The sequence below is a fragment of the Micromonospora sp. CPCC 205554 genome, assembly GCF_036902745.1.
Taxonomy (GTDB): domain Bacteria; phylum Actinomycetota; class Actinomycetes; order Mycobacteriales; family Micromonosporaceae; genus Micromonospora; species Micromonospora tulbaghiae.
In genome coordinates this window covers 194,261-219,810 of sequence record NZ_JBAKHP010000009.1, presented here as the reverse complement: position 1 = coordinate 219,810, position 25,550 = coordinate 194,261, and the positions used below count along the sequence as shown (strand labels likewise).

General features: G+C 74.6%; 21 protein-coding genes. 9 read left to right on the top strand and 12 right to left on the bottom strand.

The window, feature by feature from the left end; genetic code table 11:
- Positions 1 to 225 precede the first annotated feature (225 nt).
- Positions 226 to 918 (top strand): Crp/Fnr family transcriptional regulator, encoded by a 693-nt coding sequence (locus V6U82_RS15495; protein WP_013287664.1) that lies wholly within the window; start codon positions 226 to 228, stop codon positions 916 to 918.
- Positions 919 to 981: 63 nt separating this feature from the next.
- Here V6U82_RS15495 and V6U82_RS15490 read toward each other — a convergent pair whose 3' ends face one another.
- Complete coding sequence (locus V6U82_RS15490; protein WP_334461789.1) at positions 982 to 1,224, bottom strand: hypothetical protein; 243 nt, start codon at positions 1,222 to 1,224, stop codon at positions 982 to 984.
- A 139-nt stretch (positions 1,225 to 1,363) separates the two neighbouring features.
- On the opposite strand from V6U82_RS15490, the gene V6U82_RS15485 reads away from it, so the two are divergent.
- On the top strand, positions 1,364 to 4,831 hold the full coding sequence (locus V6U82_RS15485) for an ATP-binding protein (protein WP_334461840.1): 3,468 nt from the start codon (positions 1,364 to 1,366) through the stop codon (positions 4,829 to 4,831).
- 3 nt (positions 4,832 to 4,834) lie between these two features.
- Here V6U82_RS15485 and V6U82_RS15480 read toward each other — a convergent pair whose 3' ends face one another.
- Positions 4,835 to 5,530, bottom strand: a complete 696-nt coding sequence (locus tag V6U82_RS15480; protein ID WP_334461787.1) for a lysophospholipid acyltransferase family protein — start codon at positions 5,528 to 5,530, stop codon at positions 4,835 to 4,837.
- Positions 5,531 to 5,717: 187 nt separating this feature from the next.
- Here V6U82_RS15480 and V6U82_RS15475 point away from each other — a divergent pair, with 187 nt between their 5' ends.
- Both V6U82_RS15475 and V6U82_RS15470 read left to right on the top strand, forming a co-directional pair.
- The gene (locus tag V6U82_RS15475; protein ID WP_334461786.1) at positions 5,718 to 6,557 is read left to right on the top strand and encodes a DUF308 domain-containing protein; all 840 of its coding nucleotides are present in this window, start codon (positions 5,718 to 5,720) and stop codon (positions 6,555 to 6,557) included.
- 175 nt (positions 6,558 to 6,732) lie between these two features.
- Positions 6,733 to 8,151 (top strand): alpha,alpha-trehalose-phosphate synthase (UDP-forming), encoded by a 1,419-nt coding sequence (locus V6U82_RS15470; RefSeq protein ID WP_128138811.1) that lies wholly within the window; start codon positions 6,733 to 6,735, stop codon positions 8,149 to 8,151.
- 15 nt (positions 8,152 to 8,166) lie between these two features.
- Here the strand turns inward: V6U82_RS15470 and V6U82_RS15465 are convergent, their stop codons facing one another.
- The 6 genes from V6U82_RS15465 to V6U82_RS15440 all read right to left on the bottom strand — a co-directional run bounded on the left by V6U82_RS15465 (position 8,167) and on the right by V6U82_RS15440 (position 13,738).
- On the bottom strand, positions 8,167 to 8,991 hold the full coding sequence (locus V6U82_RS15465) for an alpha/beta hydrolase (RefSeq protein WP_334461783.1): 825 nt from the start codon (positions 8,989 to 8,991) through the stop codon (positions 8,167 to 8,169).
- A gap of 114 nt (positions 8,992 to 9,105) precedes the next feature.
- The gene (locus V6U82_RS15460) at positions 9,106 to 10,512 is read right to left on the bottom strand and encodes a flavin-containing monooxygenase (protein ID WP_128137295.1); all 1,407 of its coding nucleotides are present in this window, start codon (positions 10,510 to 10,512) and stop codon (positions 9,106 to 9,108) included.
- A 380-nt stretch (positions 10,513 to 10,892) separates the two neighbouring features.
- On the bottom strand, positions 10,893 to 11,591 hold the full coding sequence (locus V6U82_RS15455; RefSeq protein WP_128137294.1) for an endonuclease/exonuclease/phosphatase family protein: 699 nt from the start codon (positions 11,589 to 11,591) through the stop codon (positions 10,893 to 10,895).
- 1 nt (position 11,592) lies between these two features.
- A complete protein-coding gene (locus V6U82_RS15450; RefSeq protein WP_026267860.1) occupies positions 11,593 to 12,540 on the bottom strand; it encodes an ROK family glucokinase in 948 nt (315 codons plus the stop codon).
- 73 nt (positions 12,541 to 12,613) lie between these two features.
- Positions 12,614 to 13,240 carry a hypothetical protein gene (locus V6U82_RS15445; RefSeq protein WP_334461776.1) on the bottom strand — a complete coding sequence of 209 codons (627 nt, stop codon included), beginning with the start codon at positions 13,238 to 13,240 and terminating at the stop codon, positions 12,614 to 12,616.
- Between the two features lie 21 nt (positions 13,241 to 13,261).
- The gene (locus V6U82_RS15440; RefSeq protein ID WP_091420982.1) at positions 13,262 to 13,738 is read right to left on the bottom strand and encodes an SRPBCC family protein; all 477 of its coding nucleotides are present in this window, start codon (positions 13,736 to 13,738) and stop codon (positions 13,262 to 13,264) included.
- Between the two features lie 166 nt (positions 13,739 to 13,904).
- On the opposite strand from V6U82_RS15440, the gene V6U82_RS15435 reads away from it, so the two are divergent.
- The 5 genes from V6U82_RS15435 to V6U82_RS15415 all read left to right on the top strand — a co-directional run bounded on the left by V6U82_RS15435 (position 13,905) and on the right by V6U82_RS15415 (position 20,857).
- Complete coding sequence (locus V6U82_RS15435) at positions 13,905 to 15,707, top strand: AMP-dependent synthetase/ligase (RefSeq protein WP_334461773.1); 1,803 nt, start codon at positions 13,905 to 13,907, stop codon at positions 15,705 to 15,707.
- A 14-nt stretch (positions 15,708 to 15,721) separates the two neighbouring features.
- Entirely contained in the window at positions 15,722 to 17,416 is a 1,695-nt protein-coding gene (locus V6U82_RS15430; RefSeq protein WP_334461771.1) for a sensor histidine kinase, read from the top strand.
- Positions 17,417 to 17,423: 7 nt separating this feature from the next.
- The gene (locus tag V6U82_RS15425; protein WP_013287678.1) at positions 17,424 to 18,092 is read left to right on the top strand and encodes a response regulator transcription factor; all 669 of its coding nucleotides are present in this window, start codon (positions 17,424 to 17,426) and stop codon (positions 18,090 to 18,092) included.
- Positions 18,093 to 18,291: 199 nt separating this feature from the next.
- Positions 18,292 to 19,104 carry an SAM-dependent methyltransferase gene (locus V6U82_RS15420; RefSeq protein WP_334461762.1) on the top strand — a complete coding sequence of 271 codons (813 nt, stop codon included), beginning with the start codon at positions 18,292 to 18,294 and terminating at the stop codon, positions 19,102 to 19,104.
- 76 nt (positions 19,105 to 19,180) lie between these two features.
- Complete coding sequence (locus V6U82_RS15415; protein WP_334461838.1) at positions 19,181 to 20,857, top strand: putative bifunctional diguanylate cyclase/phosphodiesterase; 1,677 nt, start codon at positions 19,181 to 19,183, stop codon at positions 20,855 to 20,857.
- 16 nt (positions 20,858 to 20,873) lie between these two features.
- Here the strand turns inward: V6U82_RS15415 and V6U82_RS15410 are convergent, their stop codons facing one another.
- The 4 genes from V6U82_RS15410 to V6U82_RS15395 form a co-directional block, all read right to left on the bottom strand.
- On the bottom strand, positions 20,874 to 21,998 hold the full coding sequence (locus V6U82_RS15410) for a glycosyltransferase family 4 protein (RefSeq protein WP_334461760.1): 1,125 nt from the start codon (positions 21,996 to 21,998) through the stop codon (positions 20,874 to 20,876).
- Complete coding sequence (locus V6U82_RS15405) at positions 21,995 to 23,254, bottom strand: M48 family metallopeptidase (protein WP_334461758.1); 1,260 nt, start codon at positions 23,252 to 23,254, stop codon at positions 21,995 to 21,997. Before V6U82_RS15405 ends, V6U82_RS15410 begins: the two co-directional genes overlap by 4 nt.
- A 449-nt stretch (positions 23,255 to 23,703) precedes the next feature.
- Positions 23,704 to 23,928 carry a hypothetical protein gene (locus V6U82_RS15400; RefSeq protein ID WP_128139224.1) on the bottom strand — a complete coding sequence of 75 codons (225 nt, stop codon included), beginning with the start codon at positions 23,926 to 23,928 and terminating at the stop codon, positions 23,704 to 23,706.
- Positions 23,929 to 24,145: 217 nt separating this feature from the next.
- Positions 24,146 to 25,543, bottom strand: a complete 1,398-nt coding sequence (locus V6U82_RS15395; protein WP_334461755.1) for an NYN domain-containing protein — start codon at positions 25,541 to 25,543, stop codon at positions 24,146 to 24,148.
- Between the last annotated feature and the right edge of the window lie 7 nt (positions 25,544 to 25,550).

Below are 25,550 nucleotides of genomic sequence, written 5' to 3'. Positions count from 1 at the left end.
CCGGCACGGGCCGTCGCCGGGGCGTCCGCCGAGGTCGGCGGCCGTGCCGGCGCCGGCCGGGCATGGTCACGGAAGTGTTTCCGGGGGTGTACAGCACGCGACGAGAGCGTCATGATCTGATGTGTACCGCCGTCGGGCGCCGAACCGGTTGAGCTGCCTCGTACCGGGACTGACAGCTTCACCCGGTGTGCGAGTCGTGACTTCTGACCGGGGAGGGGTTGAGCCGTGGAGTCTCGCCTGCCGGAGCCGGGTGACGCGCTCACGGGTGTGGAGATGTTCGCCGGGCTCGAGCCGGAGGTGCGGCAGCGTGTCATCGCCGCAGCCGTACCGCGCACGTACCGCAAGGGCCAGCTGCTCTTCGTCGAGAACGACCCCGGCGAGTCGCTGATCGTGCTGCGCCGCGGCGCGGTGGCGGTGTTCCGCACCGCACCGACCGGCGAACGCGCGGTGCTGTCGGTGATCCGACCCCCGGACGTGCTCGGCGAGGTGTCCCTGTTGGACGCCTCCACCCGCTCGGCGTCGGCCGAGGCGATCGAGGACTGCGCCGCGCTCGCGCTGTCCCGGCCCGCGTTCATGGAGCTGGTGCACTCCAACCCGCGCATCCTGGACGCGGTGATGCGCTCGCTGGGCCAGCTGATCCGCCGGCTCACCGAACAGAACGCCGACCACGTCTTCCTCGACCTGCCCGGCCGGGTGGCAAAGACGCTGGTCCGGCTGGCCGGCGAGAGCCAGGCCCCGATGATCACGATCGAGTTGAACCAGAGCCAGCTCGCCGAGATGGCCGGCGGTTCCCGGCAGAGCGTCAACCAGGCCATCGGCTCGTTCGCCAGCCGGGGCTGGCTGCGGACCGAGGGGCGCCGCATCGTGGTCACCGACGTGGCCGCGCTGCGCCGCCGGGCCGGCATGAACGACCGCTGACACGACGACGGCGGGGGCCGGCGGTCCTCCCGCCGGCCCCCGCCGCGTTCGTCGTACGCCCGGTCAGTCGTTCTCGGTGTCGGCCGGGGGCGCGCTCGGACCCGGGCCGATCTTCGACGGGTCGGTCTTCTTCGGCGGGGTCGTCGTGGTGGTCGTGGTCTCGGTCGATCCGCTACCCGCGGGCTGCTCCACCATGCCTTTTTCCTCCAGTTCGGCGAGGGTGACAGCGTCCACGTCGACCGTGTCACCGACGGCCCACACCGTCCCCCGTGGATCGGTCCATGAGGCGGACAGCCGGACGTGCACGGCAAACTCCCTGTCGACGGGACTTCCTGCTAGGGGAGACTAGACCCGGCCGAACAGCCGTGACGTCCCGCCGACCCGTCGGGTACCCGACTGCACGGCCGCGCGGGACACTGGGGACCTCACGCGTACGGAGCCGGACATCGACCTCACCTGTGGACACTGCGCCCGGACCGCCGGGCCGGACGACCGTTTCTGCGGTGGGTGCGGCCGTCCGCTGGCGGCGGCCTGCCCGTCCTGCGGCCACGCCAACGACACCGGCGCCAACTTCTGCACCAACTGCGGTCAGCCGCTGCGCGACCACGCGGTCACGGTGCAGGAGGACCGCCGCCAGGTGAGCGTGCTCTTCATCGACATCGTCGACTTCACGACATACGCCGAGCGGGCCGACCCGGAGCAGGCCCGGGGCCTGCAACAGGCCTACTTCGCCACGGTTCGCCGGCTGGTGCACCAGTACGGCGGCGTGGTGGAGAAGTACATCGGCGACGCCGTCATGGCGTTGTTCGGCGCGCCGGTGGCCACCGACAACGACGCGCTGCGCTGCGTACGCGCCGGGCTGGAGCTGCAACGCAGCCTGGCCCGGCAGCCGGCCGGACCGCATCCGCCGCTCGGGTTCCGGGTCGGCATCGCCACCGGCGAGGCCCTGGTCGACCTGTCCGCGGCGCGCGACGGCGGCCAGGCGTTCGTCACCGGCGACGTGGTGAACACCGCCAGCCGGTTGCAGGGGCTCGCCCCGGTCGGCGGCGTGGTGGTCGACGAGAGCACCTGGGCGGCCACCCGACGCGAGATGGAGTACGACGACCAGCCGCCGGTGACGTTGCGCGGCCGCTCGGCGGTGAGCCGGATCTGGCTGGCCGTACGGGCGCGGCCCCGGCGCGACGGGCAGACCGCCGAGCTGACCCCGATGGTCGACCGGGACCACGAGCGGGGCCTGCTGGTCAGCGCGTTGCACCGCACGCTGACCGAGCGCACCTCGCAGCTGCTCACCGTCTTCGGCCCGGCCGGGGTCGGCAAGAGCCGGCTGCTGCGCGAGCTGGCCCGGCACGCCGCCAGCCTGCCCGGCACCCGGGTCACCTGGCTGACCGGCCAGTGCCCGCCGTTCGGCGAGAACGTCACCTACGCCGCGCTGGCCGACATCGTCCGGAGCTGGGCCGGGCTGACCGGCGCCGACGACCCGGCCACCATCCGGGACCGGTTGCGCGAGCGGCTGGGCCACCTCGCCGACCCGCACGCGGTACGGCTGGCCGAGGCGCTGGGCCCGCTCGTCGGCGTCTCCGGCGAACGGCTCACCTCGGCCGAGACCGAGGCGGCGTGGCGGCGCTTCCTGCTCACCCTGGCCGCGACCGGTCCCACTGTGCTCGTCTTCGAGGACATGCACTGGGCCGACGAGGCGATGCTGTCCTTCGTCGAGCAGCTCGGCGCGGCGGCCCGCAACGTGCCGCTGCTCGTCGTCGCGACCGCCCGGCCGGAGCTGCGCGAGCGGCACCCGGCCTGGACCGGCACGATCAGCGGGGCGATGTCCATCTCGGTGCCGCCGATGCACGACGGGGACATCGACACCCTCTACTCGCTGCTGCTCGGCCAGGCCACGCTGCCGCAGGACGCGCGGGCGCCGCTGATCGAGTTCGCCGACGGCAACCCGCTCTACGCCCAGGAGTACGCGCGGATGCTGCTCGACGGCGGGCTGGCCGAGCGGACCGCCGCGCTCGCGCTCGTCGACCCGGCCGGGGGTGCCGGGATGCCGCGTACCGTGCAGGCGGTCATCGCCAACCGGCTGGACCTGCTCGACCCGGCCGACCGCGCGGTGCTCCAGGCCGCCTCGGTGGTCGGCGTGCAGTTCTGGGCGGCGCCGGTGGCGCTGGCGCTCGGCCGCCCGACGGAGTGGGTCGAACGGGCGCTGCACCACCTCCAGCGCCGTGACCTCGTCTACGAGCTGCCCGTCTCGACCATGCCCGGTCAGGCGGAGTACCGGTTCCGGCACGTGCTGGTCCGGGACGTCTGCTACCAGCGGCTGCCCCGGGCCGAGCGGGTCGCCCGGCACCAGCGCACCGCCGACTGGCTGGAGCAACTCGCCGACGGCCGGCTGCACGACCTGGCCGAGGTGCTGGCCAACCATCGCTGGGCGGCGCACGAGATCGCCCGTACGGTCGGGCTGGACCAGGCCCCGCACGCCGCCGCCACCCGCTCCGCGCTGCACCGGGCCGCACGCCGGGCGTACGACCTGCACGCGCTGGAGACGGCCGCCACGCTGGTGGACCGCGCGTTGAGCGTGGAGTGCGGCCCGGACCCGGCGCTCGAGCTGTTCCAGGCCGAGCTGGCGTTCTACCGGGACCGGGACGGCTTCCTCGACGGTGGCGGGACGGCGCTGCTCACCACGCTGGCGGGCCGGCTGGCCGACGCCGGTGACCGCCCCGGTGCGGCGAAGGCGTGGCGGCTGCTGGCCACGGCGGCCTTCGCGCGGGCCGACCGCTCGGAGTTGATGCGCTGCCTGGACCGGGCGATCGGGCTGCACGCCACGCTGCCGGACAGCGAGGACAAGGTGGGCGTGCTGCTGGAGCTGGCCCGGGCGCACATGCTCGACGCGGAGACCGAGCCGGCGTGCGTGGCCGCGCGCACCGCCGCCGAGCTGGCCGAGCGGCTGGAGCTGCGGGAGGCGCGGGCCAACGCCCGCATCACCCTCGCGGTGGTCCGTTACCAGGCCGGCGCCGAGGAGGCGTACGCCGAGCTGGCCGACGTGACCGAGGAGTGCCGGGTGGAGCGGCTGACCAGCCGCCGCCGCGCGGTGCACAACCTGGCCTGGGTGCTCCAGGAGGAGGGCGACCTGGCCGGCTCGGCCCGGCTGATCGACGAGCAGCGCTCGCTGGACCTGGCCGGCGAGCACGCGCTGACGGTGAGCTTCAGCGACCAGTGGGCCCGGTCGTACTACAGCGGGGACTGGACGGCGGCGCTGCGGATGGCCGAGGGGTCGACCCGGCGCCCGACCGACGAGTGGGACCTGCACATCGTGGCGGTGTCCGGCTGGATCCGGGCGCTCGGCGACGACCCCGCCGGCCCGGACGCCGGCGAGGACCTGGTGGACCAGGCGCTCGTCGCGGCCCGGCGCAGCGGCTTCCAGCGCGTGCTGCGCTCCACGCTGGCGCACGCCGCGCTCTGCCGCGCGGTACAGGGCCGCCGGGACGAGGCGGTGGCGCTGCTGACCGAGCTGGACGAGGACTGGCGGCAGACCACGATGATCCCGTTCGCCGAGTGGGTGCCGGCGGTCGGTCACGTCGCCGCGCTGCTCGGCGGCGACGCCGCGGTGCTGGTGCGCGACCTGCTGGCCCACGCGCCACGGGTGACCCGCTGGGCGCGGGAGGCCGGGCGGTCGGCCGAGGCGGCGCTGGCCCGGGGCGACGGGGACGCCGCGCGGGCGGGCCGGCTGCTCACCGCCGCGGCCGGGGGATACGCGGAGATGACCGACGTGACCGACCAGATGATCGCGTCCGCGCTGGCGGTCGGGCCGCTGACCGAGGCGGACCCGCCGGCCGCCGCGGCGACGCTGGCCCGGGTACGCGCGTTCGCCGGCCGGCACGCAGCCGGCGGGCTGCTGCGGATCGCCGGGGCCGGCTGAGGGTCAGGCCGGGAGGGGCTGCCGTGCCGCGACGCTCTTGGCCTTCTGGGCGTACGTGTCGACGTACTCGCGGCCGGACAGCTCCATCAGCTCGTACATGATCTCGTCGGTGACCGCCCGTTCGACGAACCGGTCGCCGGCCATCCCGGCGTAGCGGGAGAAGTCCAGCGGCGGCCCGAAGCGGATCCGGACCCGGCCGAGGTTCGGGATGATCTGGCCGGTGGGCTGGATCGCGTCGGAGTTGAGCATGGCCATCGGGACGACCGGGGCGCCGCTCTCCAGCGCCAGCCGCGCCACGCCGGTCTTGCCCCGGTAGAGCCGGCCGTCCGGCGACCGGGTGCCCTCGGGGTAGATCCCGGCGATGCCACCGGCGCGCAGCACCGAGAGCTGGGTGTCGAGGGCGGCCCGGGCGGCCCGCCCGCCGGAGCGGTCGACCGGGATCGTGCCGGAGCCGACGAAGAACATCTTGGTGAGCCGGCCCTTGAGTCCCTTACCGGTGAAGTATTCGGCTTTCGCGATGAAGGTGACTTTTCGCTTGACGATCAGCGGTGTGAAGATCGAATCCGAGAAGGAGAGGTGGTTGCTGGCCAGGATCACCGGGCCGGTCTCCGGAACGTGCTCCAGTCCTTCGACCTGCGGGCGGAAGATCAACCTCAGCAGCGGGCCGAGAACGACGTACTTCAGCAGCCAGTACAGCACCGGCGTCCTTCCCGTGTCGGTGGCGGCGGACGGGTCGCCGCGTGGCTCCGCAGACGCCGGCGGCGCCCGCGGGAGTCCGGGAAGAGGGTACGAACGACGAGCGGCACGCCACAACGCACTCCCGGAACCGGGTGCCGACGTGTCACGATTCAGGGCACGGGCAGGGATCGGCGAAGGGGGTGTCCGCGTGTCAGGGGGCGGGCCCCGTCGGGGACGACGGGACAACGGGCTCGACGCGGCCGAGTACGCGGTCGCGGGCGACGTCGATCCACGCGTCGGCGAGCACCTGCTCGACGTGCTCGCCGCCGGTGGCATCGCGGCCTACCTCCAGCCCTCGGCCGACCTGAACCCGGTGACCCGCACCACCACCGTCCCGGCCCGCCCGGTCGACCGGCTCTACGTCGACAGGTCGCATCTGACCACCGCCCGCGACTACCTGACCCAGCTCGCCGACGAGAGCGCGGGCGACCCGCCGCGCGCCGACGAGCCGGACATCGAGGCCGAGTGGGCCAAGATCGTCGCCGGCTTCCACACCGCGCCGAGCGCCGGCAGCCACCCCTGGCCCGCCGCCGAGGACGTGGACGACCCGCCCGCGCCGGGCACCGCCGCCGGCAGCCGGGCCGAGGAGCCCGCCGGCCCGACCGCCACCGACGTGCGCCGGCTGCCGTACGCCGCCGACGTCTCGGGCGTCTCGCTGAGCCGGGACCGGCACGACGAGCCCTCGCTGCTCGACGGTCTGGACACGTTCGGCGCGAACCTGCCCGACGAGGCGTCGGACGAGGAGCACTACACCCCGCCCCCGCCGCCCCCGCTGCCCCGCTTCTCCAAGTACGCGGTGCTCGGCGTGGCCTGCATCGTGCTCGGCTTCCTGCTGTTCCTGTCCCCCACCGTGGTGACGCTGGTCGACCCGTCGGTGGTCACGCTGCTCGGCTTCACCGGCATCCTGGCCGGCTTCGTGATGCTGATCTGGCGGCTGCGTCCGGGCGACCGGGACGACCACGACCCGGACGACGGCGCCGTCGTCTGACGCCGCAGCAACCGGGTGCCGCCCGGATCGCGGGACGCCGCCCGCCCTGGGCGGGGGCGTAACAAGCGTGTAACTTACAGTCAGTAGGAATAGGCTGAACGTCACGTCCCGCACCGGCTGTCCGGCTTGCGTCTCCTTCCGGGTCGCCGGTCCCCTGCTGAGCGGAATGCCCGAGATGCGACAGAGCCCCCTCGTGGTGGTGGCCAACCGCCTCCCCATCGACGACAGCGTGGCGCCGGACGGCGCCTTCGAGTGGCGCCGCAGCCCCGGCGGCCTGGTGAGCGCCCTGCACCCGCTGCTGCGGCACACACCCGCGACCTGGGTGGGCTGGGCCGGCGGCACCGGTCCCGCGCCCGAACTGCCGGACGTGGACGGCGTCCGGATGCACACCGTCCCGCTGAGCGCCGAGGACTTCCGCGACCACTACGAGGGCTTCGCCAACGCCACCCTCTGGCCGCTCTACCACGACGCCGTCGAGCAGCCGGAGTACCACCGCCGCTGGTGGGAGGCGTACCAGCGGGTCAACCAGCGGTTCGCCGAGGCCGCGGCCCAGGTGGCCGAGCCGGGCGGCCTGGTCTGGGTGCAGGACTACCACCTGCAGCTGGTGCCGGGCCTGCTCCGCGAGCTGCGCCCGGACCTGCGCATCGGGTTCTTCCTGCACGTGCCGTTCCCGCCGCCGGAACTGTTCATGCAGCTGCCCCGCCGGGCCGAGCTGCTGCGCGGCATGCTCGGCGCCGACCTGGTCGGCTTCCAGCGGGCCCAGGCCGCGCACAACTTCGCCCAGCTCGCCACCAAGGTGCTCGGCCTGCCCGCCACCGACCGGCGGATCGGCGTGGACGGCCGGGTGGTGCGCATCGGCGCCTTCCCGGTCGCCATCGACACCGCCGAGATGTCCGCGCTCGCCGCCCGTCCCGAGGTCGCCGACCGGGCGCACCGGCTGCGGCAGGACCTCGGCCGGCCCGAGCAGGTCATCCTCAGCGTCGACCGGATGGACTACACCAAGGGCATCGAGCAGCGCCTCAAGGCGTACCGGGAGCTGCTCGCCAACGGCGACATCAAGGTCCGCGACACGGTGCTGGTCCAGGTGGCGGTGCCCAGCCGTGACCGGGTGGCGCAGTACCAGATCCTGCGCGACCGGGTGGAGCACCAGGTCGGCCGGATCAACGGCGAGTTCGGCCGGGTCGGCGAGCCGGCGATCCACTACCTCACCCAGCCGTTCGACCGCGCCGAACTGGTCGCGCTCTACCGGGTCGCGGACGTGATGGCGGTGACGCCGCTGCGCGACGGCATGAACCTGGTCGCGAAGGAGTACGTGGCGGCCCGGGTCGACGGCACCGGCGCGCTGCTGCTGAGCGAGTTCGCCGGCGCGGCCTCCGAGCTGGAGCAGGCGTACCTGGTCAACCCGCACGACCTCGACGGCCTCAAGCAGGGGTTGCTGGCCGCGCTGCGCGCCGGCCCGGAGGACGTCGCGGCCCGGATGCGCGCGATGCGTGAACACCTGGCCCACAACGACATCCACGCCTGGGCGGCGTCCTACCTCAGCGCGCTGGAGGAGAGCGGAACGCTCGTCGGCCGGCGTCCCGCAACCCGGTGACCGGCGCCCCGACGCTCACCCGAGGGCGGGCGCCGGGTCCTTGTCCAGCCAGTCCAGGATCGCGTCGATCGGCTCGCGCCAGCGGGCGTCGAGCATCAGGTCGTGCCCCATGCCGGGGAACAGCAGCGGCGCCGAGGCGTACCGCCGGGCCGCCCCGGTCAGCGCCGTGGCCGGCACCACCCGGTCGTCCGGGCTGCCGAGCACCAGCACCGGTGGGCGGCCCACCGCCGGCTCCGGCGACCGGCCGGTCAGCAACTGCCACTGCGCCCGCCGCCCGGCCCGGCCCAGCCGGGCCAGGTGCCGCCGCGCGTCGGCGTCCGGCAACTCCCGGCTGAACAGCTGCCGCCGGTTGAGCCGCAGCCCGGCGCCGAAGACCGCCGGCACCGTGCCGACCGGGTTGCGCCGCAACGCCGTCCCGAACGTCCCCCAGCCGCCGAGCACCGGCGCCACCAGCACCGCGGCCCGCGCCGGGTAGCGGGCCAGCGCGTGCGCCACGACCCGGGCGCCGGCGCCGTGCCCCACCAGCACCGCCTGCCGCGGCAGGCTCGCCGCCACCTGCGTCACGTCATGGGTGTACGACCGCAGCGTCGCCTCCGGCGCCGGCTCACTGCCGCCGTGCCCGCGCAGGCTCAGCGCGTACGCCGGGAAGCCGCGACCGGCGGCGTGCCCCAGCCAGTGCTCGGCGAACGCCCACGCGCCGTGCCCGAACCCGGGCACGAACAGCAGCGGCGGCTTCGCCTCCTCCCGCTCCGGTACGGCGGCGAGCACCTCGCGACGGGCGGGCCGCTCCGGCCGGGCCCACTCCCAGGACCGGACCACCCGCACCCGCTCGGCCGTCACCGTGCCCGCCTCTCGTTCGCGACTGCGGGACTCCGCTGCGCTGCGTTCCTCGCGCTCACCGGGCCTGCCTTTCGTTCGCGACTGCGGGACTCCGCTGCGCTGCGTTCCTCGCGCTCACCTGGTGCCCTCCAGCTCGTGCAGCGCCCGCTGGAGCGCGCGCAGGTAGTCGGCGTGCCCGACCTCGAACCAGTGCCGGGTGCTGTCCTTGACCTTCGCCGAGTACCGCTCGCCGAGGCCGGCCCGCACCTTGCGGTCGAACGCGGCGGCCCGCTCCGGACGGGTGGCGCGCAGCGTGAGCAGCCGGGCGAACAGCACGCTCTGCCAGTGCGAGATCGGGAAGATGCCGGAGTCCGGCTGCACCAGGCCGACCACGGCGAGCGTGGGATGACCGGCGGTGAACGCGTTGAGCCACAGCCGGGGCCGCCCGGAGCCGTCCTCGTCGCCCAGCACCCGGCCCTTGAGGAACTCGAAGCGCGGCAGGTAGCCGGTGGCGAAGACGACCAGCTCCGGGTCGATCCGCCGGCCGTCGGTCAGCTCCACCGCGCGGTCGTCGAACCGGGACACGTCCGGCACCGGGGTGATCTCGCCGTGGCCGACGTAGTAGACGAGCTGGCTGTTGGCGATCGGGTGCGTCTCGTAGACGCGGTGGTCCGGCTTCGGCATGCCGAACCGGGTCAGGTCGCCGACGGTCAGCCGCAGCGTCCAGTGGTAGAGCCACTGCCGTACGCGCAGCGGCACCCGCAGCGCCAGCAGCGTGTCGTTCACCTGGTCGGCGGGGCGGCCCAGGACGTACTTCGGGGCGTACCAGTAGCCGCGGCGGGTGGAGTGCCAGCAGTGAGACGCCTGCTGGGCCGCCTCGACAGCGATGTCGCAGCCGGTGTTGCCGGCGCCGACCACGAGTACCCGCTTGCCGCGCAACTGTGCCGGGTCCTTGTAGGACGAGGCGTGCATGACCTCGCCGCGGAACTCCTCCAGCCCTTCGTAGCGGGGCAGCTTGGGCGACCAGTTGTGGCCGTTGGCGAGCACCACTGCGGCGTACCGGGAGGTGCGCTCGGGGCCGTAGCCGCCGGTGCTGCGCGTGGTCACGTCCCAGCGGTCCCCCTCGACCGGCTCGACCCGGACCACCTCGGTGCCGAACCAGACGTGCTGGCGCAGGTCGAAGTGGTCGGCGTACCGCTCGAAGTAGGACAGCAGCTGGCTGTGGTGCGGGTAGTCCGGCCAGTCGTCCGGCATCGGGAAGTCGGGGAACTGGGTGAACGGCCGGGACGAGATCAGGTGCGTGCTGCCGTACACCGGGCTGCGGTCGTGCCGCCAGTTCCAGGCGCCGCCGACGCCGGTCTCCCGCTCGTAGCAGTCGACGCCGAAGCCGGCCTCGCGCAGGTTCTTCACGGCGGTCAGGCCGCTGGCGCCGGCGCCGATGACGCAGACCGTGTCGCCCCGGTCGGAGACCGGGCGGTCGTCGCGGACCGGGACGTCCGTCCGGTCCGGATCGGGGCGGCCGGGGTCGGTGGAGGAGGACACCGCGAATTCTCCTTTGTGCGGCACGCGTGCCGGGTCGGAGCGAAATCCTGCCGAGAATGCCCGCCGTTGTCCAGCCGCCGGATCCGGCACCGCCCACCCGCCCGGCTCCCCTGACACCACGTCACCACGGAGCCGGTGACCGAGCGTGAGTGGAGCGGCCGCGCCGGAGGCGTACCCTCGTGCGCCCTTTGCTCTGCCGCCACGGACGCAGCACCGCCGCGAGCTGCGCGAACTTCCCGCGGCCGTCGGCCGGGACGCGGCCCGCCGGTCACGGCGGGTAGCTGGTGCGCATATGGCGGCAGAGCAAAGGCGGCGAAGCGGTGGTCCTGGCGGCCGCCGGGCCCCTGACCGTGCGTCACTCCCCCGGCGGTCCGCGCCGGTCAGGCGGTGGGCAGCAGCAGGTCGACCAGGACCGGGAAGTGGTCGCTGGCCCGGCGGGCCGCCGGCGTGTCCACCACGTCGTAGTCGACCACCGTGATCCGGGGGTCGACGAACAGCGCGTCGATGCGGCGGCGCGGGTCGGCGCAGGAGAACGTGAGCCGATCGGCCCGGTCGGCGGCGAGCGCCGTGTCGGTGAGCCCCTCGGCGAGCGTCTGCCAGGCCGGCCCGTCCGGGCCCTCGTTGATGTCCGCGCCGGCCACCACGGGCAGCGTGGACGCGGCCAGCTCCCGCTTGAACGCCGCCGCCTGGGCCGGCCGCTCGGCCGGGTCGGTGGACAGGTGCGAGCCGGCCAGCAGCACGTCGACGCCACCGACGCGGCAGTGCGCGTACGCGGCGCCGCGCATGTGCCGTCCCGGCGTCAGCGGGTACCGCTGGCACCTGGTGCCGACGACCCGCACCCGCAGGCTGGTCAGCAGCACGTTGCCCAGCGACGGCAGGCCACCGGCCGCCACCACCGTGCCGAACGACTCGGCCAGCGCGGCGGTCTTCTGCCGCCACCGGAACCGGCGCGGTCCCTCCTGGACGATCACCACGTCCGGTGCCGCCGTCCGGACCACCTCGGCCAGCGCGGCGGTGTCGTCGCGCTGGCTGTGGATGTTGTACGACAGGACCCGCAGCGGCACACCCGCATCCGTCATGTCAGATCCGCCGGGCCAGGTCGGCGGCGCCGATCACACCCGCGGTGTTGCCCAGCTCGGCCGGGCGCACCTCGGCGACGGGCAGGCGGCTGCGCTGGGCCAGCGCGTCGGCGAACGACCGCCGGGTCGGGCCGAGCAGCAGGTCACCGGCGTCGATCACGCCGCCGCCCACCACCAGCACCTGCGGGTCGAGGATCTGCGCCATGTCGGCGAGGCTGGTGCCGAGCCAGCGGCCGACCTGGGCGAACGCCTCGGTGGAGACCGGGTCGCCGCCCTTCGCGGCGGCGGTCACCATCGGGCCGGTGATCGTCTCGGCCTCGCCGCCGGCCAGCTCCAGCAACGCGGTCGCGCGGTGCGGCTCCTGCCGGGCGGCGGCGCGGGCGAAGCGGACCAGGGCGCTGCCGCTGGCGTACTGCTCGATGCAGCCCAGCCGGCCGCAGCCGCACTGGTGGCCGTCCGGCACGGTGAGCATGTGGCCCAGCTCGGCGGCGATGCCGTTGGCACCGCGGACCAGGCCACCGCCGAGCACGATGCCGCCGCCGACGCCGGTGCCGATGGTGAACATGACCATCGAGTCGTCGGCGTCGCGGGCCGCGCCGTAGCGGAACTCCGCCCAGGCGGCCACGTTCCCGTCGTTCTCCACGATCACCGGCAGGCCGGTGGCGTCGCCGACGTACGTGCGCAGCGGCTCGTCCCGCCAGGCCAGGTTCGGGGCGAACAGCACGGTGGAGCGGGAGGCGTCGATCCAGCCGGCGGCGCCGATGCCGACCGCCTCCACGGCGTGACCGGCGGCCAGTTCGGTGACCACCTCGATGATGACGTCGCGGGTCTTGGCCACGTCGTCGGCGGGGGTGTCCCGTCGCGTCTGCACGAGTACCGTGCCGGCGTCGTCCACGACACCGCCGGCCACCTTCGTGCCACCGACGTCGACTCCGATGGTCAGCGTCACCGCTGCCACTCCCCTCTGCTGTGCTGCCCGGGGACCGGCCGAACCGGCCGTACGGTCCCGGGATGTCCGGTGGTCAGGCCCCGTCGCCTGGTGCGTCCGCGCCCACCTCTCCGGACGCCCGCGAGGCGGGCACCACGGGACGGCCGGCCGGTGGCCGGCTCGTCGCCGGCTCCGGCGGCCCGGCGGCGGCACCCGAATCGGCCGCGCTCTCCCCCCGGGTGGCGGCGGACCACACGTCCTGCTCGGGTGCCGGCTGAGAATCATGCCCGGTACGGGTCGCCTCGCGCCACACGTGGTCCCCCGATCCGGCCGGCGCGGCGGCGCCGTCGTCGGCGGGGCGCTCCGGTTCGGCCGGGGTGAACGCGCGCAGCAGGCTGGCCACCCCGGCCGCCAGGTCCCCGGCGCCGGTGGCGAGCCGCTCGGCGAATTCCGGACTCGGGTCGCGCAACGCGGCGATACCGCGACAGACGGGGCAGACACAGCATTCCGGCGAGCCGGTGGCGAAACCGGCGGGCGCGGGCGTCTCCCGTGCGGGGCCGGCGCCGGGCGGGGTGTGACCGAGGACACCGGAGAGAATCCCACCGAGCGGACCCCAGGCACCGGAGCCCGGTGCGGCGGCGGCCATCTTCGCGCCGGCGAGCAGTGTGGCGACGAGGCGCTCGGCCTCTTCCCGGGCCGAACCCGGATCAGTGGTGCCCATGGTTCGGCTCCTCCAGCGTGACTACCGGGACGACGGTCGGGTCTCCTGCGCCGCACCGGGTGCTTCTACCCGGCGCTTGAGCTGCTTCAACGCCGCGTCCATGATCATTTTCTCGGCCTTGCGGCGGAACATGCCGAGCATCGCCACGGACAGCTCCACCTCCAGCGTGTAGGTCACCGTGGTCGTCCCGTCCGGGTTGCCCGCCAGGTCGTACGACCCGCGCTGGGAGCGCTGCATCTTCGACGGGGCGACCAGGTGCCACTCGATCCGGGAGATGTCCTCGGCGTACTCGTAGGCCAGCACGTACTCGTCCGCCATCACGCCCGCGTCGAGGGTGAACCGGACCTGGCTGGCGTAGCCGTCCTCGTACTCCTCGATCACCTCGGCCCGGCGTACCGCCTCGGCCCACTCGGGATAACTCGGGAAGTCGCAGATGACGGCCGCCACCCGGTCCGGTGACGCGCCGATGATGATCGACTGGGTGGAGGAGTCCGCCATGTGGGGAGGCTACCCGGCCGCCCACCGGCCGGTCCCGCTCCACCCGCCGGACGGCGTCCCACCAGCCGGGCGGGCAACCTCCCTGGCCGACCCCCCGGGGTGTGCGGGTAGGTTTCGACAGAGCCGACCAGGCCGGCCCCCGCCGGTAGAGCACGAGGGAGTGCAGGTGCGCGAGTTCTCCGTCCCGCCGATCGTCACCGTCGGCGACGCGGCCAACCTGACCGACCCGGTCTGGGAAAACGCCGAGGTCGCCCCGGACACCGTGCAGTTCGTCCGCCCCGGCGCGGGGACGGACGCGCGCGAGGAGGTCACCTGCCGCCAGTTCCGCGACGAGGTCGTGGCGGTGGCGCAGGGCCTGATCGCCGCCGGCGTCTCCCCCGGCGACCGGGTCGGGCTGATGAGCCGCACCCGCTACGAGTGGACGCTGCTCGACTACGCGATCTGGGCGGCCGGCGCGGTGACCGTGCCGATCTACGAGACCTCCAGCGCCGAGCAGGCCGCCTGGATCCTCGGCGACTCCGGCGCCGTCGCCGTGGTGGTGGAGAGCACCGCGCACGCCACCCTGGTCGCCGGCGTCCGCGACCGGCTGCCCGAGCTGCGCGAGGTCTGGCAGATCGAGCTGGGCGCGGTCGACGACCTGGTCGCCGCCGGCGCGTCGGTGGACCGGGCCGAGGTGGAGACCCGCCGCTCCCTGTCGAAGGCCGACGACGTCGCCACGATCATCTACACCAGCGGCACCACCGGCCGGCCCAAGGGCTGCGTGCTGACCCACCGCAACATCTACTCCGACATCGCCAACGCGGTGCCGGTCCTGCCGAACCTGTTCCGCCAGGGCGCCTCCACGCTGCTGTTCCTGCCGCTCGCGCACGCCTTCGCCCGGCTCATCCAGGTCGGCGTGGTGCACGCCCGGGCCACGATGGCCCACTGCGCGGACACCAAGAACCTGGTCGCCGAGCTCCAGGACTTCAAGCCCACGTTCGTGCTCTCCGTACCCCGGGTCTTCGAGAAGGTCTACAACGGCGCGCGGCAGAAGGCCGAGGCCGAGGGGAAGGGCAAGATCTTCGACCGCGCGGAGAAGGTCGCCATCGCGTGGAGCGAGGCCCAGGAACTGCCCGGCGGCCCCGGCCTGGGGCTGCGCGCGCAGCACGCCCTCTTCGACAAGCTGGTCTACCGCAAGCTGCGGGCGGCGATGGGCGGCCGGTGCCGCGACGCCATCTCCGGCGGCGCGCCGCTGGGCGCGCGGCTCGGGCACTTCTTCCGCGGCGTCGGGGTGACCATCTGCGAGGGGTACGGCCTCACCGAGACCTCGCCGGCCGCCGCCGCCAACCTGCCCACCGGCACCCGGATCGGCACCGTCGGCCGCCCGCTGCCCGGCGTCACCATCCGGATCGACGACGACGGCGAGGTCCTGATCGCCGGTGACATCGTCTTCCAGGGCTACTGGCACAACGACGCGGCCACCGCCGAGGCGATCACCACCGACGGCTGGTTCCGCACCGGTGACCTCGGGCAGCTCGACGAGGACGGCTACCTGAGCATCACCGGCCGGAAGAAGGAGATCATCGTGACCGCCGGCGGCAAGAACGTCGCCCCGGCGGTGCTGGAGGACCAGGTACGGGCGCACCCGCTGATCAGCCAGTGCGTGGTGGTCGGCGACCGGCAGCCGTTCATCGCCGCGCTGGTCACCATCGACGAGGAGGCGCTGCCGAAGTGGCTGGCCGGGCAGGGGCGCCCGGAGACCACGAGCATCGCCGAGCTGCGCGAGGACGCGGCGCTGCGCGCCGAGGTGCAGTCCGCGATCGACCAGGCCAACCAGGCGGTCTCCAAGGCCGAGGCGATCAAGGTGTTCCGGATCCTGCCGCAGGACTTCACCGAGACCACCGGCGAGCTGACCCCGTCGCTGAAGGTGAAGCGTCAGGTCGTGCACAAGACGTACGCCTCGGAGATCGCCGAGATCTACCGGGGCTGACTACCATCCGTCACGTGCCCGCCTCCACATCCCGCCAGCCGTCGACGCAGCCCCTCGCGGCGGCGGCTCGCGCGGTCCTCCTCGCGCTGGTCGCCGCCCTGACCCTGTTCGCCACCCGCGACGCCACCCAGCTCTGGTGGATCGCACTGCTGGGCGTCGCCGGCCTGCCCGCCGTGCTCGCCCCCCAACACCGGCTGCTCGCCCCGATCAGCCGCTTCGCCGAGGTGGTGGTGCTCGGGCTGGCCGCCAGCCAGGTCGCCGCCGACACCCATCTGTCCGGCGTGACCGGCGGGCTGGGCGCCTCGGCGGTGCTGCCGTACCTCGCCGTGCCGGTCACCGTGACCGCGCTGAGCCGCCGGTTCCGCGAGGGCGCCGCGCTGCTCGCCGTGGCGGCGGCGACGCTGCTGGCCAGCGCCGCGTTCACGCAGGTCGACGGCGGGCCGCAGCTCGGCCAGGTCGGCTACCTCGCGGTCTGCGCCCAGTGGCTGATCCTGGCCGGTCTCGGCCTCTACACCGCGGGCACGCTCCAGCGCGTCATGCGGGTGCGCGGCGAGGGCAAACCCCAGCCGTACGCCGAGGCGACCCGCCTGCTCACCCAGCTGCGTACGGTCGCCCGTCAGCTGCCCGGCGCCACCCTGGACCCGGGCGGCATCTCCGAGCACCTGCTGGAGGAGCTGCGGGTGGTGGCCAAGACCGACCGGGGCGCGGTGCTGTCCGCCAGCGGCGGCGGCCGGCTCGTGGTGCTCGCGCAGATCGGCGCGGACCGGGTCGACTGGGAGACCACGCTCGACGCCGACTCGGCCATCGCCGACGCCTGGGCCACCCAGCAGCCGACCGTCTCGGCCCGCTCGCAGGCCCGGTCCCGGCACTCCGGCGAGGTCTCCGCGCTGATCGTCCCGCTGGTGGCGGGCGTGCGCACGGTCGGCCTGGTGGTGATCGAGGCGGACACCGCCGCCGCGTACCCGCCGCCGGTGGTGTCCCGGGTGACGGCGCTGACCGGCCCGGCGGCGCTGCGGCTGGAGGCCGCGCTGCTCTTCGACGAGGTGCGCTCGCTGGCGACGAACGAGGAACGGCAGCGGCTGGCCCGGGAGATCCACGACGGGGTCGCCCAGGAACTGGTCATGGTCGGGTACGGCATCGACAACGCGCTGGCCACCGTCCACGAGGACGCGGACGAGACCGCCGACTCGCTGCGTACGCTGCGCCAGGAGGTCACCCGGGTGATCACCGAGCTGCGGCTGAGCCTGTTCGAGCTGCGCAGCGAGGTGGACCGGCACGGTGGCCTGGCCGCCGCCATCGCCGAGTACGCCCGCACCGTGGGCGCCTCCGGTGGTCTGCGGGTGCACCTGTCGCTGGACGAGTCCACCGCCCGGCTGCCGGCCGCCACCGAGGCCGAGTTGCTGCGCATCGCGCAGGAGGCGGTGACCAACGCGCGCAAGCACGCCGGCGCGTCGAACCTGTGGGTCACGTGCGAGGTGGATCCCCCGTACACCCGAATCGAAGTGTCGGATGACGGTCACGGCATCGGTGACCAGCGCCCGGACGGGCACTATGGCCTTGCGATCATGGCCGAGAGGGCGGAACGTATCCGAGGCCGGTTGGAGATCAGGCCGCGGCAGCCGAGTGGGACGACTGTGGCGGTGGTGCTCGGTTCGTCGCCCCGGCGCGATAAGGTGCGCGGCAGCGCCGCAGCAGCAGAAGGGGAGTAACCCGAGGATGACCAGCAGTCCGACACCGGCCACCCGTACCAAGGTTCTCCTGGTCGACGATCACGACCTCATCCGCAAGGGGCTGCGTCACGCGTTCGAGCGCGACCGCCAGTTCGAGGTCGTGGGCGAGGCGGCCACCGCGGCGGAGGGTGTGCGCCAGGCCGGCGCGCTCCAGCCCGACGTGGTGATCATGGACCTCCGCCTGCCCGACGGCAGCGGCCTGGAGGCCACCCGCGCCCTGCGTAAGTCCAGCGCGTCCATGGGCATCGTCGTGCTGACCATGTACGCCGGCGACGACCAGCTCTTCGGCGCCCTGGAGGCGGGCGCGAGCGCGTTCGTGCCGAAGACCGCCCCGGCCGACGAGGTGGTGGCCGCCGCCCGGCACGCCGCCTCCTCCCCCAGCGCGTTCACCGCGGCCGACCTGGCCGAGGCGATGAAGCGCCGGCTGGCGCCGTCCGGCCCGCAGCTGTCCCCGCGTGAGGGCCAGGTGCTGCGGCTGCTCGCCGACGGCATGAGCGTGGCCGGCATCGCCAAGCAGCTGTTCGTCAGCGAGTCGACCGCCAAGACCCACATCTCGAAGCTCTACGAGAAGCTGGGCGCGGCCAACCGGGCGCAGGCGCTGATGACCGCGCTGCGGCTGGGGCTGCTGGAGGCCCCCGACGCCCCGAAGTTCTGACAGGCGTACCGCCGGAAGAGGCCCCGTCCGTCACGGACGCGGGCCTCTCGGCGTTCCCGGCCACGGGGTGGTCGCGGACGGTGAGCGCCCGGACGCACAGCGACGGCGGTCTTTGCACCGCGACGGCGGAGGGGCAGAATACCCGGGTGATCCGCGCGGCGGTGACGACCGCGTGTCGCCGACATCCGAGGGGCAGGACATGCAGCGGCCGGACTGGGCACCCGAGACGATCGACATCGAGCGCCCCAGCGTCGCCCGCATGTACGACTACTACCTCGGCGGCTCGCACAACTTCGCCGCCGACCGGGCGGCCGCCCGCGCGATGGTGGAGGCGGTGCCGGAGGCACCGCTGATGGCTCAGGCCAACCGCGCGTTCCTGCGCCGGGCGGTGCAGTACCTCGCCCAGGCCGGCGTCCGCCAGTTCCTGGACATCGGCTCCGGCATCCCGACCGTCGGCAACGTGCACGAGATCGCCCAGCGGATCGATCCGGAGTCGCGGGTGGTCTACGTCGACGTGGATCCGGTGGCGGTGGCGCACAGCCAGGAGATCCTGGCCGGCAACGAGCACGCCGCGGTGCTCCGGGAGGACCTGCGCAACCCCGAGGCGATCCTGGCCCACCCGGAGGTCACCCGGCTGCTGGACTTCTCCCGGCCGGTCGCCGTGATGATCGTGGCGGTGCTGCACTTCGTCCCGGACGCCGACCGCCCCGAGGAGATCCTCCGGACGCTGCGCGGGGCGCTGGCGCCCGGCAGCCACCTGGTGCTCTCCCAGGCCAGCGAGGAGGGCCGCGACGGCACCGGCGAGCGGGCCGAGGCGGAGCGGGTCTACCGGCGTACCGACAGCCAGCTCTGGATCCGCAGCCGGGCCGAGCTGACCGCGCTGTTCGACGGCTTCGAGCTGGTCGACCCGGGTGTGGTGTGGGTGCCGCAGTGGCGGCCGGACTCCCCCGACCAGGCGGAGAACGCCGAACGGGCCGTCTTCATGGGCGGGGTCGGGCGGCTCGGTGGGTGACGACGCTGCCCGCTGCCGGCCCGGCGTGTTCGCCCGGGCCTGGGCCAAGGCGGTGTCCGGCACCAGCTACCTGCCGATGACGCAGTCGCAGCTGGAGGAGATGCTGCAACGGCTCACCGAGCGGCTGGCCCAGGCGCTGCGCGCCGAGCCGTTCGACCTGCGGATCGGCCAGCAGGTCGGCGCGGAGCTGGTGCAGGCGCACATCGCGTCCGCGGAAGGGCTGGGCCGCACCGTCGAGGTGATCCAGTTGCGCCTGGTCCGCGACCTCGACCTGGTCGTCGACGACGTCGAGGACCGGATGGCGCGGCTGCTCGCCACCGTCGCCACCGGGTACGCCCGCGCCCTGCGCGACCGCACGCTGGACGAGCAGGAGTCCATCCGCCGCGCCGCCATGATGGCCCGTGCGCAGGCGGAACGGGCGCTCCGCGACAGCGAGGCCCGGTTCCGGCACCAGGCCACCCACGACCCGCTCACCGGGCTGCCGAACCGCACGCTGTTCACCGAACGGCTGACCGCCGCGATCACCGCGCCGGGGCGGGGCGCCGACCGGGTCGGTGTGTGTTTCCTCGACCTGGACCGGTTCAAGGTGGTCAACGACTCCCTGGGCCACCAGGTCGGCGACTCGCTGCTGGTGACTGTGGCGCAACGCCTGCACCGGGCGCTCGGCGAGCACCTGGTGGCCCGGCTCGGCGGTGACGAGTTCGTGATCCTGGTCGAGCGCACCGCCGGTACCGACGACGCGGTCAAGGTCGCCGAGGCGGCGCTCGCGGCGGTACGCGAGCCGGCCCTCGTCGACGGCCACGAGCTGACCGTGTCCGCGAGCATCGGCATCGTGGAACGCCCGGTCGCGGGCACCTCGCCGATGGACCTCATGCGCGCGGCCGACAGCACGCTGCACTGGGCCAAGGCCGCCGGCGGGGCCCGCTGGTCGCTGTTCGACGCCGACCGCAACCGCCGCGAGCTGGCCCGGTACGCGCTGTCCGCGGCGATCCCCGCCGCGCTGGACCGCGGCGAGTTCTATCTCGACTACCAGCCGCTGACGTCGCTGCGCGACGGGCGGGTGCTCGGCATGGAGGCGCTGGTGCGCTGGCGCCACCCGGAGCTGGGTGTGCTGCGGCCGGACAGCTTCATCCCGCTGGCCGAGGAGACCGGGTTGATCGTCCGGCTCGGTAGCTGGGTGCTGGCCGAGGCGTGCCGCGAGGCGGGCACCTGGCCGGGCGCGGACGGCGACGCGCCGTTCGTCAGCGTCAACCTCGCCGTCCGGCAGTTGCACCGCACCGATCTGGTGACCGAGGTACGCGGTGTGCTCGGGCGCACCGGCCTGCCGCCGCACCGGCTGCAACTGGAGATCACCGAGAGCACCATGATGAGCACTGTGGTCGAGCCGGTGCGGGCCCTGCGGGTGCTCGGTGACCTCGGTGTCCGGGTCGCCATCGACGACTTCGGCACCGGCTACTGCAACCTCGCATACCTGCGGGACCTGCCGGTCGACGAGCTGAAGGTGGCGGGCGAGTTCGTGACCGGCCTGCGGGCGCCGGGTAGCGGCACCGACGAGCGGATCCTCGCCTCGCTGGTGTCGCTGGCGCACGCGCTGGATCTCACAGTCACCGCCGAGGGCGTGGAGACGGCCGACCAGGCGGACCGGCTGCGCGCGATCGGCTGCGACGCCGGGCAGGGCTGGCACTTCGGCCGTCCCGGCCCGGCCGCGCCGCACCTGGGCCGGGTGCCCGCCCACGTCGACGCGGCCTCCTGACGCGGCCGGTGCGCGGTCAGCCGGCCAGCAGGGCGGCCATGCGCTGCGCCTGCGTCTCCCAGCGCCACTCGCGCTCCACCCAGGCGCGGCCGGCGGCGCCGAACTGCCGGGCCAGGTCCCGGTCGGCGAGCAGCGTCGCCACCCGGTCGGCGAGCCGGGCCACGTCGCGGCCGCCGACCACGTACCCGGTCTCCCCCTCGCGGACCGCGTCCGGGGCGCCGCCGGAGTCACCGGCCACCACCGGCAGCCCGGTCGCGCTCGCCTCCAGGTAGACGATCCCGAGGCCCTCCACGTCCAGACCACGGTTGCGGGTGCGGCAGGGCATCGCGTAGACGTCGCCCGCCGCGTAGTGGGCGGGCAGCTCGGCCGAGGGCACCGAGCCGGTGAAGACCACGTCGCGTTCCAGGCCGGTCTGCCGGGCCAGCTTCTCCAGCGTCGAGCGGTACGGGCCGCCGCCGACCACGAGCAGCGCGGCGTCGGGCACCCGGCGGCGGATCTCCGGCAGCGCGCGGATCAGCATGTCCTGGCCCTTGCGGGGCACCAGCCGCGACACGCACACCACCACCGGCCGGTCGGCCAGCCCGAGCCGCGACCGGACCCGTCCGCCGTCGACCTCCGGGTGGTAGGTGTCCACGTCCACGCCGGGCGCGAGCCGCCGCAGCTCGGTCAGCCCGTCCAGCACGCGGGCCAGCCGCGCCCTGGTGTACTCGCCGAGGTAGGTGGTCACGTCCACGCCCCGGCCGATCCGGCGCAGCGCCGACCGGGCGCCGGGGAGCGCCGCCCAGCCGACCTCGTGCCCGTGGGTCAGCGCCACCGCCCGGCGGATCCCGGCCCGCCGTCGCAGACCCGCGGCGAGCAGCCCCAGCGGGGCCGCCGCGCCGAACCACACGGTGTCGCAGTCGTACGCGCGGGCCAGCCGCGCCGCCCGCCGGGCGATCAGCGGGGTGGGCAGCAGCACCCGGGTCCGCTCCCGGACCACCTCGAAGGGCTGGTCGGCGTCGAACTTCTCCGCCCCGCGCCAGCTCGACGCGTACACCACCACCGAGCCGGGCTGCTGGCGCACCGCGAGGTTGTGCACGAACGACTGGATGCCGCCGGGGCGCGGCGGGAAGTCGTTGGTGATCAGCAAGGTGCGGCTCATCGGCCGGACTCCCTGGCGTAGGCGCGGGCGGCGGCCATCCGCTCCACGGTGGACGGGTGGGTCGCCGACCAGAGGCGCTCCCAGCGCGGCGGGTCGGGGTCGGCCAGGTTGACCCCGGCGAGCCGCCGCTGCATCGCCTCGAATGTCGCCGGGTCGCCGGTGAGCGCCAGCGCGTGGGCGTCGGCGCGGGCCTCGATCCGGCGCGAGACGAGCGCCTGCGCCGGGGTGGCGAGCAGCCCGGCGACCGTGACCAGCGCGATCAGCAGCGGGAACGCCCGGGGCTGGGCGATCGAGTCGACGCCGGCCAGCCGCAGCAGCGGCGTCCAGGAGCCGATCAGGTAGAGCGCCACCACCGCGGCGGCGGCGCCGAGCGCGCCGAGCACCGTGCCGGTCCACACGTCCCGGTCCTTGGCGTGCCCCAGCTCGTGGGCGACCACGCTGGTCACCTCGGCCGGTTCCGCCTCGCGCAGCAGCGTGTCGTAGACGACCACCCGCCGCGTCGGGCCGAGCCCGGAGACGTACGCGTTGACCGCGCTGGTACGCCGCGACGCGTCGGCGACGAGTACGTCGCGCACCGGTACGCCGTCCCGGGCGGCCATCGCGGTCAACTCACTGCGCAGCGGGCCCGGCTCCATCGGGGTGAACCGGTTGAACACCGGCTCGACCAGCACCGGCAGCACGAACGACAGCACCACCACCAGGGCCGCCGCGCCGGCCGCGCCGAACGCCCACCACCAGCGCGGGGCGAGCCGGACCACGGTGTAGAAGCCGAGCAGGACCAGCGCGCCGATCACCGCGCTGACCGCGTACGACTTGAGCAGGTCGACCGCCCAGCCGCCCCAGCTCTGGGTGCTCAGCCCGTAGCGCACCAGCACGGTGCGGCGCCAGGCCGCGAACGGCAGGGTGAGCAGGTCGGCGAGGAACATGACGGCCAGCCCGCCGAGCACGGCCTGCGCGATCCAGTGCCCGCCGAAGGGCCGGCCGACCAGGTCGACCAGGCGCCCGCCCAGCGGGGTCAGCCCGAGCAGCACCGCCACCACCAGCCCGACCGCCAGCGCCGACCAGGCCGCCGGGCGCAGCGCGCCGTGGAACGCCCGGCCCCGGCTCACCTGCTCGGCCGGGAGATCCCGCAGCGCCGCGAGCTGGTCGGCGCGGGGTGCCGGCGGCCGGCTCCACGGCACCAGCAGCGCCACCGCCACGAGCAGCGCCACCACCAGGCCGCCCAGGGTCAGCAGCGCCCAGGCGCGCGGGGTCACCGGCCCACCCCGCCGTCGTGCCCCGTCCGCGTCATGCCGCCCCCTCCCGCCGTGACCGCTCATCCTATTGCCCGGCCGCGCAAGGGACCGCCGTGCCCGCCTCGCCGCCCCGACCGCTCTGCCCTCACCCGGCTCTCCCACACGGCCCCTACGCGGCTTCGGCTCGGCCGACCGCGCCGATCTTGGAGTTGTGACACCCTGCAAAGCTCACCAAAGCGGCATCCTGGGCGCCACAACTCCAAGATCGACGGCCTTTGCCGGGACCGGGGCGAGGAGGAGGCCGACGCGGCATACGGCGGCGCTGGGCCGATCGGCACGCGGTGGACGGGATACCCGACAGCCGCCTTGAGCACCCCGGGGGCGGCGCTCCTTCAGCGGCAGGCAGAAGCCGACAGGCAGGAGTGAGCGGCGGCGGGCGGCGGGCGGCGGGCGGCGGGCGGCGGGCGGCGTCAGGCAACCCGGCGGCGACGGCCGGGGCGGCGGGGCATCGGCGCCGGCGCCTCGGCAGGTGCCGGCGGCAGCACGTCCACCTCGAACCCGGCCCGCGCGAACACCTCGATCGCCCGGTGCTCGGCCGGGCCCAGGTCGGCCGGGTCGGAGTCGAGCAGTGCGGTGACCAGGCAGCCGGAGCAGCCGGCACCGCGGTTGCCGCAGGTGTCGCAGTCGATCAGCATCAACGCCTCCTGACGGGTCGCCGGTGGCGGCCGGGGAAGGGGCCACCACCGTCGGTCACCACGACGCTAACGCTCGGGTACGACAGAACCGGACAACGAGGCAGCAGCCGCCGCGAAAACGAACCAGTACGCCGAAGTGGCGCGATCAGCACGCGCGCGATCCCGCCACGTCGCCGAAACGGGGTCGATCAAGCGGCGGGAGGCGACGCGGAGAAGCTCAGGAACGCGCCAGGCGCCGCAGCAGCGAGTCGGCGCCCAGCGGGTACGCGCCGTGCCGGCGTACCCCGTCGGCGACCTCGCGGTCGGAGGAGACGACGACCACCGGCCGCCCGGCCGGCTCCGCGCGGACCAGCCGGCGGATCAGCTCGTCGGCGGTCTCCCCCTTGCGGGAGAACAGCACCCGCACGCCGCGCGGCGCCGGGGGCAGGCCGTGGATCCGCTCGGCGCCGTCGAAGACGACAGTGACCTCGTCCCCGGTCTGCGCGGCGATCCCGCCGAGCCCGGTGATCAGCCGCTTACGCTGCTGCTCCAGCGACATCTCGCCGAAGCCGCGCTTGGTCACGTTGTAGCCGTCCACCACCAGATGCGCCCGCGGCAGCGCGAGCAGCTGGTCGAGGCGGGCCGGGTCGTCGGTGTCGCGGGCCCGCGTCGACGGACCGGCCGGTGCGGCGCCCGGCTGCTCGGCGAACGCGTCGGCGACGAAGTCGGCCGGGAGCTTGTCCACCGGGTCGAGCGCCAGCTCGCGGCGCAGCCCCACGGCGGCCTGGCCGATCGTCTCCAGCAGCAGCCACAGCCGCGCGTCGTCGACCGAACGGGCCTCCTTGGCGCTGGCCCGGGCCACCCCGGCGGCGGCCTCCGCCTCGGCCAGCCGGGCCCGGGCGCGGCGCAGCTCGGCGTCCGCGTCGGCCGCGGCGCGGGCCGCCCGCCCCCGCTCGGTGGCGAGCATCTCGGTGGCCTTGCGCTCGCGGGCCTGGGTCTCCCGCAGGGTACGGGTCAGCTGGCGGGCCTCCTCACGGAGCTGACCCAGCTCCTCGCGGACCCGGGCCAGCTCGTCGCGCAGCTTCTCCGCCTCGACCCGGGCCACCGCCCGGTCGTGCTCGGCGCGGGCGGCCCGCTGCTCGGCCTCGCGTACCAGTTCGGCCACGACCGCGCTGTCGGCCTCGGCGCGTACCGCCTCGCCGCTGGCGTCGATGAGTTCCCGCCAGCCCCGGGGCCGGGCCAGGTAGGCCAGGGCGGCCACCTCGACCGGGTCGGCGGCGGCGGGCGCGGTGCCCTCGACCACCGCCGCGCCCAGGTCGCCGGCGTCGGCGAGCACCCGGGCGGTGATCCGCTGCCGGAACAGCGGGTCGGCGGTGAGCTGGGCGGCGATCGCGGGAGCGCCGAGGCGGGCGCGACGGTTGGGGGCGAACTTGGCGACCCGCCGCAGCGGCACCGGCACCTCGTCGGCGGGCAGGCCGGGCAGCACGGCGGCGGTCAGCGTGACGATCCGCTGCCGGACCGGCTCGGGCAGCACGGGCTCGGGCTCGATCGCGGTCGGCGCGTCCTCATCGGCGGGCACGCCGACCACCGGCTCCTCCACGGAGGAGTGGTCGTCGTACGGCTCGCTGAGGGGCATGAGGCAA